This window comes from Staphylococcus arlettae (assembly GCF_002902345.1).
Lineage (GTDB): Bacteria > Bacillota > Bacilli > Staphylococcales > Staphylococcaceae > Staphylococcus > Staphylococcus arlettae.
The window spans coordinates 18,945-32,829 of sequence record NZ_PPQB01000023.1; the positions used below are offsets into that span (position 1 = coordinate 18,945).

The following is a 13,885-nucleotide window of genomic DNA, read 5'->3' on the forward strand; positions in this document are numbered from 1 at the left end:
TTACACAATGTTTAGTATTAACATTCAGTGGTAAATCAAAAGTAATGAATGGTGGTGGAGATTCAATGCCATGGACGGTGAATGATTATCCACAAAGTTGGAAAAATTTTGAGACATTGAAACGACAAAAAGCGATTGATATTGGTAATGCAATGTTAAAGAATGGTTTTGATGAAGAAAAGGCTATCCCCATAGCCACTAAACAAGCTGAACAATGGTATGACAATGCAACGCAACAAGACTTAGAAAAGTTAAAACATCACAATATTACTATTCATCAACAAGATGAATCAGCAAATCCAGATTTAAATAAGCGCGATGTCCACGTATATTACGAAGATCAAAGCTGGAAAATTAAAACGGATTGTGCCACAAAAGCATCAAATAGTTTTGCTAAAAAAGAAGATGCATTAAAGCGTGCACGAAATATAGCTGCTAATCGTAATACTGAAGTTATTGAACATACAAAAACAACTAATTAACCTCAGCGTTCTGAAAGGATAGTAAACTTTCGAACGCTTTCATAATGCCAACGCACAGTATAAAATTTACATCGACTCCCTTATAAAAAGTTCAAGTAACTTTAAATTTCCAATAATATAAGTTCGATATATTTCTGTATTGCAATAAAATTCGTTATAATAAAATTCAAGAAGAAATTAACTGGAGGATCTAAAGATGTATGTAGAACGTAAGCCTTCCAATTATTTAGAAGATTTGAGAAATGAATTTAAAGATAGTTTTAGTACATTTGAAAATTCTGATGAAGCATTTTCGGTCTTAATTGAGTTCATGAATATTGAAAATATATATAGCGCTGCTGTCAAAAAAATAAGTACAAAGTTAGATATACTCGATGATAATTTTCAGCAAATGCATAAACATAATCCAATACATCATTTAGAAAAGCGTGTTAAAGAACTGGGAAGTATTATCTCAAAATTACAACGGAAAGGTTTACCAATTTCTGTAGAGTCTGCTAACGAGCACTTACAAGATATCGCTGGTGTCCGTGTTATATGTAACTATATTGAAGATATTTATGCTATTGAAAAATTACTATTAAAGCAACCTGACATAGAATTATTAAAGCGAAAAGATTATATTGAATATCCTAAAAGTAATGGGTATCGTAGTTTACACATTGTAGTATCTATACCGGTCTACCTTACCGAAGAAGTTCAATATGTAGCCGTTGAAATTCAAATTCGTTCTATTGGAATGGACATGTGGGCAAGTTTAGAACATAAAATACGTTATAAAAATGAAGAAAATACTGAACATTACCGTAGTATTTTACGTCAATGCGCCACAGATATTACATCAGTAGAGCACAAGATGCAAGATATCCATTCTGAAGTATTTAATAATAAATAATAGCTTAACCTAAAAAGAGCTTGGAACATTAATTTCGTTCCAAGCTCTTTTTTTAATTGTAAAATCTTTCAAGTTGTAAAAATTTAATACCTCCCTAAAGTAGTGTTATCACGCAGTTGAATCCACTTTTAATACTAGTCTATAAAATGAAAATTGCTGGAAGCGTTTGCAATTTAGTAAAAAATATACTAATATACTTGTATACAAGTATATCGGTGTGAAGCGGAGGTGCTATAAAATGGAATTTGAATATCCTGAACAATGGTTAGAAGGTCTATCTAAAGGTGAAATGATTGCTGCTGAACTTAGATTAGGTATTGTTAAAGGGTCGATTAGTCCGGATACACTATTAACGGAAAATCAAATAGCTAAAGCATATAATGTGAGCCGATCACCTGTTAGAGATGCTTTTAAGTTGTTAAACCAAGACCAGCTGATACATTTAGAACGTATGGGAGCAGAGGTTTTACCGTTTGGAGAAAAAGAAAAAAAAGAGCTATATGATTTTCGAATTATGTTAGAATCTTTTGCTTTTTCACGCATAAAAGACCAAGAACATAGTCAAGTAGTAAAAGAGTTAAAAAAACAACTTGAAATGATGAAAGTAGCGGTAAAGTTTGAAGATGCGGAATCTTTTACAGAACATGATATTAAATTTCATGAAGTGACAATTTTAGCGTCAAAACACCAATACTTAAAAACATATTGGAATCATTTGAGGCCAGTTATGGAATCTCTCATATTATTATCCATGCGAGAAAGAATGAACGAAAACATTAAAGATTTTGAACGTATTCACCATAATCATGAAGTATTTATCGAAGCTGTAGAGCATAAAGATACTAATAAATTACGTCATGCATTTCATTTAAATTTTGATGACGTCGGTGAAAATATAGAAAGTTTTTGGTTACGTTAATGAATTACCAGAATTGCTTAGGAGATGAACGAAATGAAATATATGATAGGTGTCGATGTTGGAACAACAAGTACCAAATCAGTATTATATGACGAACATGGTCAATTTATTATGAAACACAATATTGGTTATCAGTTGCATACACCTAATGTCGATGTTTCAGAAGAAAATCCTGATGAACTATTTGATGCAGTGTTAATGACTGTTAAATACATTGTTAGAGAATCAGGAATAGCAAAAGATGATATCAAATTAATCTCTTTTAGTGCCCAAATGCATAGCTTGATTGCTATGGATGCACAACATAAACGACTTACTGAAAATTTAACATGGGCAGATAATAGAGCGAGTAAGTATGCGGATCTTATCAACCGAGAACACAATGGTTTCGATATTTATCAACGTACAGGTACACCGATTCATCCTATGTCCCCTTTATCAAAAATATTTTGGATGCAACATGAGCAACAAAATACATTTAAACAAACAGCGAAGTTTGTAGATATTAAAACGTATATTTTTTACCAATTATATGAACAATACGTCATTGACCAATCTATGGCGTCAGCTACTGGGATGTTGAATTTAGACTCCTTACAATGGGATGAAGATGTATTAGCTTTATTAGGCATTACAACAACACAATTACCTGAGGTCGTTCCTACAACGCATATTATGAGAGGAATGAAGCATAGATATGCGACGTTAATGGGCATTAACCCGGATACGCCAGTAATCGTAGGTGCTAGCGACGGAGTATTATCTAACTTAGGTGTCAATGCATATAAAAAAGGTGAAGTTGCCGTAACTATAGGTACATCAGGTGCTATTCGTACTGTTATTGATAAACCTAGAACAGATTATAAAGGTAGAATATTTTGTTACGTCTTAACTGAAGACCATTATGTGATAGGTGGTCCTGTAAATAATGGCGGTGTAGTATTGCGATGGTTACGTGATGAGCTACTGGCTAGTGAAGTTGAAACTGCTAAACGTTTAGGAGTTGACCCATACGACGTACTTACACGTATCGCTAGTAGAGTGAAACCAGGATCAGAGGGGTTAATTTTCCATCCTTATTTAGCTGGTGAACGTGCGCCATTGTGGAATGCAGATGCACGAGGTTCATTCTTTGGTTTAACCTTGTCACATCAAAAGGAACATATGATTCGCGCTGCATTAGAAGGTGTACTTTATAATTTATACACTGTATATCTTGCATTAATTGAAGTTATGAATGAAACACCAAATACGATAAAAGCTACGGGTGGTTTTGCTAAAAGTAGTGTTTGGCGCCAAATGATGGCGGACATCTTTGATACTAAACTCAGTGTTCCTGAAAGTTATGAAAGCTCGTGCATAGGTGCATGTGTGTTAGGTATGAAAGCATTAGGAGAAATTGAAGATTTTTCAATTATTGAAACAATGGTAGGCACAACAAATGAACATTTACCAGAACCAGAACAGGTTGAAGTCTACCAACAGCTAGTTTCTATCTTTATCAATTTAAGTCGCTCATTAGCACCGCATTATGAAGAAATTGCTGACTTCCAACGCAAATATATGGAACATGCGGAATAAATAATATTGTTTACGCACGATGCTCTTTGCTATGTGAACACAAAGAGGTGCGTAAACACTTTTAATAGAGTTTGTTTGGGAGTTTAAGTAAGCGTTATCATAAGGCAGTTAAATCTATCCTTGAAAGGGGAAATAAAAATGTTTGAAACAATTTGGCCTTTGGCTACAGTGGTAATCGGAATCGCTATCCTGTTAGCACTTATAATCTTGTTAAAATTAAATACTTTTATTGCATTAATCATTACATCAATTATTACAGCAATATTGTTAGGTATGCCATTAGATAAAATAATCGAAACAATAGAAAATGGTATGGGAAGTACATTAGGCCATATTGCACTTATCTTTGGTTTAGGTGCGATATTAGGTAAGCTACTTGCTGATGGTGGCGGTGCAACGCGTATTGCTGACACATTAATTAATAAATTTGGTCAAAAGCATGTACAATGGGCTATGATCATTGCAGCATTTATTGTCGGCATTGCACTATTTTTCGAAGTAGGACTTGTCTTGTTAATTCCATTGGTATTTACTATTGCTAAACGTGCGCAAGTTTCACAATTAAAACTTGGTTTACCTATGGTTACTGCTTTATCAGTAACACATGGATTTTTACCACCTCATCCAGGACCAGTGGTAATTGCTAAAGAATTAGAAGCTAATTTGGGACATGTATTACTTTACGGAATTATTATTGCTATACCAGTAACATTAATTGCTGGTCCATTCTTTAATAAAATTGCTCAAAAAATTACTCCGACAGCTTATACAAGAGAAGGGGATATTTCAGCTTTAGGTGCACAACAAGATTTTAAAGATAGTGAAATGCCAAGTTTTGGTGTGAGTTTAATTACAGCTATTTTACCTGTAATCTTAATGTTGATATCTACAATTGTACAACTGATTACAGGTAATGAAGAAGCCACTAATGGTTTTGAATCTGTTGTTTACTTTATAGGTACAGCAGGAACTGCAATGTTAATTGCAGTAGTCTTTGCAATCTTTTCTATGGGCGTTAAACAAGGGCGAAAAAACTCAGAAATTATGGATTCTGTGTCAAATGCAATTTATCCCATCGGTATGATGCTTTTAATTATTGGTGGTGGCGGTACATTCAAACAAGTACTCATTGACGGAGGAGTCGGTGATACAATTGCTACGTTATTTGAAGGTACTGAAATGTCTCCGATACTATTAGCGTGGATTGTTGCTTCTGTGTTAAGAATTGCATTAGGTTCAGCAACGGTTGCTGCGATTTCAACTACAGGTATCGTATTACCACTATTACAACATTCAGATGTAAATGTTGCACTCGTAGTATTAGCTATCGGTGCGGGTAGTGTAATCTTGTCTCATGTGAATGATGCAGGATTTTGGATGTTTAAAGAATACTTTGGATTAACAGTAAAAGAAACGTTTTTAACATGGTCATTATTAGAAACGATTATTTCAGTTTCAGGTATTATCTTTATCTTATTCCTAAGTTTATTTGTATAAATATCTTATTTGTTTAATAATATACATTTTAATGAATAGCTTTTATCTTTTATATTGCTGTAACAAACAATATAATAGTAAAATAGATACATGCCATATATTAAGTATGGTATGTATCTATTAGTCTAATTTATAGTGTGATTATTCAATGTAATAAACACTCAGAACGCTAACAATTTAACTGTTAGCGTTTTTTGTTTGTATATATTATGTTACTTAAATAGTAATAATTGATAAATTTAACAATTAAGTTATAGTAAGTTATAAGGGGAGGTTTATACATATGAAAAGAATTATATTAATTGCCAGCGCTTTTATAGGTGTTATTGTTGGTGCAGGGTTTGCATCAGGGCAGGAAGTGCTGCAATATTTTACGAGTTTCGGAATTATGGGGACGTTCGGTGCAGTTATTACGACAGCTATCTTTGCTTATGTTGGCATGATGCTCGTCTGGTTAGGTAGTAGGTCGAAAACAGACTCTCATAAAAAAGTTATTCATAATATTACTGGAAATTCAGTTATAGGAAGGTTATTAGGATGGGCAATTGATGTTGTCATCGTATTTACGTTATTTGGTGTTGGTGTGGTCATGATTGCAGGGGCTGGATCCAATTTAAACCAGCAGTTTAATGTGCCCCCAGTTGTAGGTACGTTATTAATGACAATATTGATCATCTTAGCAGGTATGCTTCGTGTTGATGGTGTTGTAAAGGTTATAGGTAACATCACACCATTTTTAATTATTTTTATTGTTATTATTTCTATATACAGTTTTGTGACAACAGACACATCATTTGGAGAACTACATAAAGTATCAGATGCTATTCCTTCATCATTACCACATTGGCTAGTAGCAGGTATTAATTATGCGTCATTTAATACAGCGGTAGGTGCCTCCATGGCAATTGTTATGGGAGGATCAGAAAAAAATCCGAAGGTTGCAGCGATTGGCGGCTTAGTTGGGGGTATTGCACTAGGTATTATGATAGTGTTGAGTCATTTGGCTATATTTATGCAAATTAATCATGTAGGACAAATGGATATGCCGATGTTAGGTATAGTTAATAATATTTCACCTATTTTAGGTTTCATCATGGCAATTGTAATTTTTGCGATGATCTTTAATACGGGGCTTGGTATGTTTTATGCTTTTGCGACACGTTTTACCGTAGTGAATACGAAGCGATTTAAAGTATTTTATACGGTATCTGTAATTATAGGATTATTGTTAAGCTTTGTTGGTTTTACAGATTTAGTAGCAATTTTCTATCCATTAATTGGTTATTTAGGTTTGATTTTAATTTTTGTATTAATTTATGCTCCATTTAAATTGAAATTTGGTGAAAAGCAAACGTAAACTTAAAATAAGTGAGACTTGGACATAGATCCGATTGTCAAAATAAGAGGACGAATCCTTAATATGGATTCGCCCTCTTTACATTTAAAACATTCGATTTTGACTGTGCATGCTTGCCTGGGGTATGGTTCGAGCCTGTAGTCTCTCACGCATACTATTCCCCTCGGGCGTCAACACATTTCAAAATCGGTACAATTTATATTTTGTTATTCAAAAATAAGGTCCATTGAAAACAACCAAAAAGTTAAACAAGAAGTTGGTTTAGTCTCAATGGTATTGAATTCACAAAATTTTATAAAAATAAAGCAAACGTTAAATTCTCTATCTTTTCAGATAGAAATTAACGTTTATTTTTTAATCTTTACTATGTTATTACCCTATTAAGTTATATTTTTCGTGAGTGAGCTCACTCTATCCAATTAGCTATAATTTCCAAAATTATTAAATTCCTTTACATGTTTTCTCTAACAATCTTACTATGTGGTTGTATATAATGGATAAGTAGGGGTGGGGATATTATGAGTTATGACACTTTAACTATGTTGAAAGCACATGCGATTGAATTATTAGGTATTGAAGTACAGTCTTATTTTATAGATGATATATCAGGCTTAATTAATAACATTAAAACGCCTTTTACCAATACGCAACGCAAACAATTTACAGAAAAATTCCGTTATTTTATTCAACGCATGAAAAGTAATAAAATTTATCATTATCGTAATTATTTTGGAGTCAGCGTGTTACTTTTTAAATATAATAAACAAAATAAAGTATATTTGGTCGGACCTTATTTAGAGCAGCGTCCAAACGAACAAAAATGTAAAGCTATGTTAGAAGAGTTAAATGTAAAGGTTACAAAATTAAATGTATTAAAAGAATATTTGCTACAAATTCCAGTATGTAATCACATTAAAGCGCAAAAAATGTGTCGGCTAGTCGTCCGTTTTATTAAAGAAAGACAATATGTGTATGAAATTGAAGATATCAATTTTAATTTTCATTTAAATATTAATAAACAAGCGACTTATGAAGTACAAACACAATATATCACTCAAAATTTGGAAGCACGATATAATCTGGAAAATACATTGTTGATAGCAGTGGAAAACGGCAATATGAAAGAGGCAATGCTAATTTTAGAAAAGATGAATATGAGTGTCGCCGGTTTAAAACGTGTGAGAGATAATATAAAAAATGCACAATATAAGGCATTTATTGTTAATGTACTTTGTCGTAAAGCTGTTGAAAAAGCAGGTGTTAATTTATTAACTATAGATTACATATCTACGAAATATGCGAAACTTATTGATCAAACGGAAGATGGGGAACTACTATATGAAGTAATCCGACGTATGGTAATAGAGTATACAGAAAGTGCCATTAAAGTAAAAGCTACGACTTACAGTCCTAAAATTAACAAAGTTATACAATATATTGAAATAAACTTATCACGGCAGTTAACTTTGAAGCAGCTTGCCTCATACGTTGACTTAGCTCCAGCATATTTATCTCGAATTTTTAATAAAGAAATGGGTTGCTCGTTAGCTCAATTTATAACGGAATTACGATTAAAAAAAGCTAAATCGTTACTTAATAGGACAGATATGACTGTAACACAAATCGCACAAGCTGTTGGTTATCAACAGACGAGTTATTTCACTCAAAAATTTAAAGAATATTACAAAGTTACTCCTTTAAAATATCGTAATCAGTAATCTAAAATTTGCATGAAACCTATGTTTTTATGAATGTTTAAAATAAGAGTAACTACTTATGTAAAATTTATAATGAAAATGTAAATATAATAATTTTTACATGCAAATATAAGAAGTTTAGCTCTAACTTAACTATTAAAAAAGCTACGTCACACATGTTATTGCTAAGTATAATAATACAAGTATCCAATGTCAGAGAAAGCCCGAAATTACAACTTTCACTCTATTTAAAACACAAAATTAAGAGTTCAGCAATATATAACAACGTTGTTATATATTGTTGACTGTTTTCTATATAAAAATATAATAAGCATTAGTAAGCGAATAAAAGAAGCAATGAATATATGCAAAGGAGGAAAAAAATTTAACTACATAAGAAAACGCTTACATTCAGGGTGCTAGCTATTATGCGTGTTTTTACAAAGGGGTGAAATTATGGTTGTAACGAAATTAAAGCCGGCAAATAAGAAATTAAAAACATTTAAAGCCATTCAAGAACCTAAACTGAAGATGAAAGAAAAAATATCATACGGTTTTGGTGATTTAGGTAACGGCATGATGTTTGATATGGGGCAGATTTACTTACTAAAATTTTTAACTGATGTCTTAGGAATTTCAAGTGTCTACGCTGGTTTAGTCTTCTTAGTATCAAAAATCTTTGATGCATTTGTAGACGTTGGTGTAGGAAGTTATATAGATAATCAAAAAAATTATAGTAAAAAGGGGAAATTCAGACCATTTATTATATATGGCTCACTGCCGTTAGCAATAATGACTGTTGTCACTTTTTTAACACCTAATTTTAGTGAAACAGGAAAAATCATTTGGGCATTTGCAGCTTATATGGCATTTAATGCTGCTTATTCAGTAGTTAATATTCCATATGGTTCATTATCAGCATCAATGACTTTAAATGCCGATGATCGAACGCAACTCTCAGTTTTTAGAAATATGGGCTCTCAAGGTGCTTTGTTTTTAGCAGGTGTGTCAGTTATACCAATAGTTAGTTTATTCCCGAATGAAGCGGTGGGTTATCCTATTGCAGTCGCAGTGTTAGCAATATTTGGAATGGTATTCCATGTGATTTGTTATAAAGGAGTAAAAGAGCGACATGTTGTAGAACGACCTGATGTTAAAGGTTTAGGTAAAAAAGCTTTTTTATCATTATTTAAAAATGTACCATTTATTGTTTTAGTAATTTATACGTTATTGACAATAACTGCTCAATTTTTAAAACTAAATGTTCAATTATTCTATTTTGACTATGTACTAGGTCAAGAAGGATTAGTGGGCGTTGTAAGTACATTAAATGTAATTGTCGTTATACCGGCTGTAATTCTCACAACGTATATAAGTAAGCGTGTCGGTAAAAAAATGACAGCTATAATAGGAACGGCTGGTTTTTCAATTTGTGAGTTATTGAATTTTACATTATTCGGTGGAGAAGTAATTCCATTTTTAATTGTAAATACATTAGGTTCCATGTTTTTAGTTATTCCAACAACTGTATCATGGGCATTTATTGCAGATGTTGTGGAATACGGACAATGGCAAAATGGATTGCGTTCTGAAGGTATTATTTATTCTAGTTATAGCTTTACTAGAAAGTTATCTCAAGCTTTAGCTGGTTTCTTACCTGGTTTAGCACTTGCTATGGTAGGTTTTAAATCAAATGTGGAACAAACAGCAAGTACAATAGTTGGCATGAAATTTGTTTTCTTCGGTTTTCCTTTAATTATAACGATTCTAGGATTATTCATATTTTTAATTTTCTATCCATTAACAGATAAGCGACATAATCAAATTGTAAAAGAATTAGCATTACGTGAAGAACTATAATCAATCGAAAGGGGCATACTATTATGCTATATCCAATTACAAATGAAACAAGAACGACGTTAGATTTAAATGGTGTTTGGAGTTTTAAACTAGAACATGATCATGACAATATTGATGTCTCTCAACCATTAAATACAGACAAAGTAATGGCTGTACCCGGTTCATACAATGATCAAGGTGTAACAACGGAAATACGTAATCACGTAGGAAATGTGTGGTATGAACGTCAATTTACTATTCCTAAAGTTTTAGAAGGTCAACGTTGTGTCTTACGTTTTGGCTCGGCAACACATAAAGCAACAGTGTATATTGATGGCAACATAGTTACTACACATACTGGAGGATTTTTACCATTCGAAGTGGAACTAGATACACAGGATGCTATTGGTGAACATCGATTAACTGTATGCGTAAATAATATACTAGACGAAACTACATTACCAGTAGGCAAGTATTATGAGCAAGAAGGTCCAAATAATACGACCATTAAAAAGAATGATCCTAACTTTGATTTCTTTAACTATGCAGGTTTACATAGACCTGTAAAAATTTATACAACACCTCAAACTTATATACAAGACATTGCAATTGTGCCTGAAGTATTAGAAACACACGCAAAAGTCAATTATGATGTGTCGGTAAATAAACAAGCAGAGGTGCATGTGCAAGTATTAGACGAACAACAACAGGTTGTAGGTGAAAGTACTGATGCTAAAGGAACAATTAACATTGATAATCCTACATTATGGCAACCATTAAATGCATACTTGTACCAGCTCGATGTTTCAATTATTAATAATGGAACAGTCGTAGATACTTATAGAGAACCTTTTGGAATTCGTTCAGTTAAAGTTGCTAATGGCCAATTTTTAATTAATGACAAGCCCTTTTATTTTAAAGGTTTTGGTAAACATGAAGACACATATTATAGTGGACGTGGGTTAAATGAACCAGCAAATGTGTTAGATTTTAATTTGATTAAATGGATTGGTGGTAATTCATTCCGTACTTCGCATTATCCATATTCTGAAGAAATGATGCGTTTAGCTGATGAACAAGGCATTGTTGTTATTGATGAGACAACAGCAGTAGGTGTTCATCTGAACTTTGATATGGTATTAAATGGTGGCACGAATAGAGATACATTTAAAGAAATAGGTACTAAAGAAGCCCATGAAGCGGTGATTGAGGAATTAATTGCACGTGATAAAAACCATGCTTGTGTTGTAATGTGGTCAATTGCTAACGAACCAGCATCAAATGAAAAAGGTGCAAAAGAATATTTCGAACCACTTATTAACTTGGCACGTGAACAAGATCCGCAAAATCGTCCTGTAACTATAGTTACAATACTGACATCACAACCAGACGTCTGCCAAGTTCAAGATTTAGTAGATGTCTTATGTCTCAATAGATATTATGGTTGGTACACACAAACAGGTGACCTTGAAGCTGCCAAAATAGCTTTACAACAAGAACTGGACGCATGGGGAGAAGCTCAACCTAATAAGCCTATTATGTTCACAGAATATGGTGCAGATACTTTAGCGGGACTGCATACTGTTACAGATGAGTTGTTTACTGAAGAGTATCAAGTCCGTTATTATGAAGCTAATCACGAAGTAGTGGACCAATATCCAAACTTTATTGGTGAGCAAACATGGAATTTTGCTGATTTTGAAACTAGTGCTGGCTTAATCCGTGTACAAGGTAATAAGAAAGGTATCTTCACTCGTGAACGTCGTCCGAAATCGGTAGCATATTATTTCAAAAAACGTTGGGAAAATATTCCAGATTTTGGTTATAAAAATTAATACTTTCCGCGTGTAATGATAGTCATAAAATAGAGTTGTTGTATAAGTAACAAAATAAAGATGACGTAGTGTGAAAACTTTTTAGATGGTTCATACTTCGTCATTTTTACTATATAAAAATTGTCCATTAGGAATAATAAAAATGACTATTTTGTGAAGTTAATCACAAATTCTTTTAATTTAATACAGAACTGTGTAAGATAAAAAGTGTAAAGACAAACTCACAAAGTAAATTATAAGTTGGAGTGATAAATTATGAGAGCAGTTATTGAAAGTGTAATCTTTTCAAATGAAAGTAGCTATGACATATATAAACATACCGGTGTTAACCAAGGCATGATAAGTGATTTGAAAGACGGTTATCGGAGCATTGATTATATTTGCTATGTGGACGCTGAAAAGTTGTATAACTATGGCAAAGTACTATTGTCAGCTTCATAATTAAATGAAAAGCCAAGTATCCTCATAAGTGAAAAGGATAGCTTGGCTTTTTATATTGCTAAATATATGCTTTGAAATTGGTTTTAACCTCGTTATAGTCATACTCTAAATTGTACATGCGCATACGTATGTTGTCTTCGCTAACATATGGGATACGTAAATGATCATGGTTATTAATGTAGCGACGAAATTCTCGTTCAAGGTATTTACGATGATTTAAGTCTAAGTCAATCCATTCTTCTGCTGAAAAGAGCTCTGCAAACTTAAAGCTAAAACTTGTACGATCCTTTTGTTGACGTAATGCGTCTAGTCGTGTATCGAAAGTCATCATTAATCCCCCTAAAATATTATGATTACATTCTAGTTTATACTACCAAATAAACTTTTGCATGTATTTATCGGTAGTAATTGGCTCACTAAAGCATAACAGTAAAGTCTCTTTATAGAATATGATAAAGTGAACGTAGTAAAAAGTAAAACAGATGGAGGTAAGAATTTTATGACAGAATTAGCGAATAAAGTGGCAGTCGTTACGGGTGCAAGTAGTGGTATTGGAGCAGCAATAGCTAAATCATTTGCTAGCCATAAGATCAATCTCGTATTAGCAGGAAGAAACGAAACACGTCTTAAAAACGTAGAAACAGAAATTACAACGCAATATGATGTAAATGTAGAAACACATGTAACTGATGTTACATCAAATGCGTCTGTCAACGGGCTTATTGAATTTACAAAACAAACTTTTGGTCAAATTGATGTTTTAGTTAATAGTGCGGGACAAATGTTATCCTCAAGTGTAACTGAGGGCAATGTGGACGCATGGGATACAATGATAGATGTTAATATTAAAGGGACATTGTATGGTATTAATGCCGTAATACCAGAATTTTTAGCACAATCTTCTGGTCACATTATAAATATTGCGTCTATTTCTGGCTTTGAAGTTACAAAACAAAGTACATTATATAGTGCGACAAAAGCAGCAGTGCATACTATTACACAAGGGTTAGAAAAAGAATTAGCGAAAACTGGTGTAAGAGTTACGAGTATCTCACCAGGCATGGTAGACACACCGTTAAGCAGTGATACAGACTGGGGCGGACGTAAAAAATTAGAAGCTAACGACATTGCGGAAGCAGCAGTCTATGCTTTATTACAACCAGCACATGTTAATGTCAATGAAGTGACAGTACGTCCGGTTTAATTAGATGGCATAAGAAAAAAAGAGGCTGGGAGAATACTGATTCGTCCCAACCTCTTTTCATATGGGCAGTAGCTGACTGTTTGCTATATTGGCAGTTTTTATGCACGCTTTCCGTGGGCACTGCCTCAGCCTGTAGTC

Annotated in this window: 12 protein-coding genes; 11 read left to right on the plus strand and 1 reads right to left on the minus strand. The window is 33.1% G+C overall.

What is annotated here, in order from left to right; translation table 11 throughout:
- The first annotated feature begins 65 nt into the window (after positions 1 to 65).
- From CD036_RS11520 to CD036_RS11565, 10 genes are all read left to right on the plus strand, one after another.
- On the plus strand, positions 66 to 482 hold the full coding sequence (locus CD036_RS11520; protein WP_002510558.1) for a DUF2188 domain-containing protein: 417 nt from the start codon (positions 66 to 68) through the stop codon (positions 480 to 482).
- Between the two features lie 196 nt (positions 483 to 678).
- On the plus strand, positions 679 to 1,377 hold the full coding sequence (locus CD036_RS11525; RefSeq protein ID WP_002510559.1) for a GTP pyrophosphokinase: 699 nt from the start codon (positions 679 to 681) through the stop codon (positions 1,375 to 1,377).
- Between the two features lie 238 nt (positions 1,378 to 1,615).
- The gene (locus tag CD036_RS11530) at positions 1,616 to 2,296 is read left to right on the plus strand and encodes a GntR family transcriptional regulator (RefSeq protein ID WP_002509995.1); all 681 of its coding nucleotides are present in this window, start codon (positions 1,616 to 1,618) and stop codon (positions 2,294 to 2,296) included.
- A 33-nt stretch (positions 2,297 to 2,329) separates the two neighbouring features.
- Entirely contained in the window at positions 2,330 to 3,877 is a 1,548-nt protein-coding gene (gntK, locus tag CD036_RS11535; protein ID WP_103388730.1) for a gluconokinase, read from the plus strand.
- 138 nt (positions 3,878 to 4,015) lie between these two features.
- Positions 4,016 to 5,374, plus strand: a complete 1,359-nt coding sequence (locus tag CD036_RS11540; RefSeq protein ID WP_103388731.1) for a gluconate:H+ symporter — start codon at positions 4,016 to 4,018, stop codon at positions 5,372 to 5,374.
- 283 nt (positions 5,375 to 5,657) lie between these two features.
- On the plus strand, positions 5,658 to 6,731 hold the full coding sequence (locus CD036_RS11545) for a YkvI family membrane protein (protein ID WP_103388732.1): 1,074 nt from the start codon (positions 5,658 to 5,660) through the stop codon (positions 6,729 to 6,731).
- Positions 6,732 to 7,249: 518 nt separating this feature from the next.
- Complete coding sequence (locus CD036_RS11550; RefSeq protein WP_103388733.1) at positions 7,250 to 8,449, plus strand: AraC family transcriptional regulator; 1,200 nt, start codon at positions 7,250 to 7,252, stop codon at positions 8,447 to 8,449.
- 435 nt (positions 8,450 to 8,884) lie between these two features.
- The gene (locus CD036_RS11555; protein WP_103388734.1) at positions 8,885 to 10,288 is read left to right on the plus strand and encodes an MFS transporter; all 1,404 of its coding nucleotides are present in this window, start codon (positions 8,885 to 8,887) and stop codon (positions 10,286 to 10,288) included.
- Between the two features lie 23 nt (positions 10,289 to 10,311).
- A complete protein-coding gene (uidA, locus tag CD036_RS11560; protein ID WP_103388735.1) occupies positions 10,312 to 12,102 on the plus strand; it encodes a beta-glucuronidase in 1,791 nt (596 codons plus the stop codon).
- Between the two features lie 255 nt (positions 12,103 to 12,357).
- Entirely contained in the window at positions 12,358 to 12,543 is a 186-nt protein-coding gene (locus tag CD036_RS11565; protein ID WP_002510002.1) for a hypothetical protein, read from the plus strand.
- A 58-nt stretch (positions 12,544 to 12,601) separates the two neighbouring features.
- On the opposite strand, the gene CD036_RS11570 is transcribed toward CD036_RS11565, so the two are convergent.
- Complete coding sequence (locus CD036_RS11570) at positions 12,602 to 12,871, minus strand: DUF1413 domain-containing protein (RefSeq protein WP_002510003.1); 270 nt, start codon at positions 12,869 to 12,871, stop codon at positions 12,602 to 12,604.
- A 171-nt stretch (positions 12,872 to 13,042) separates the two neighbouring features.
- On the opposite strand from CD036_RS11570, the gene CD036_RS11575 reads away from it, so the two are divergent.
- Positions 13,043 to 13,747: an SDR family oxidoreductase gene (locus tag CD036_RS11575; protein WP_021459759.1), complete on the plus strand. Its 705-nt coding sequence runs from the start codon at positions 13,043 to 13,045 to the stop codon at positions 13,745 to 13,747.
- The last annotated feature ends 138 nt before the right edge of the window (positions 13,748 to 13,885 follow it).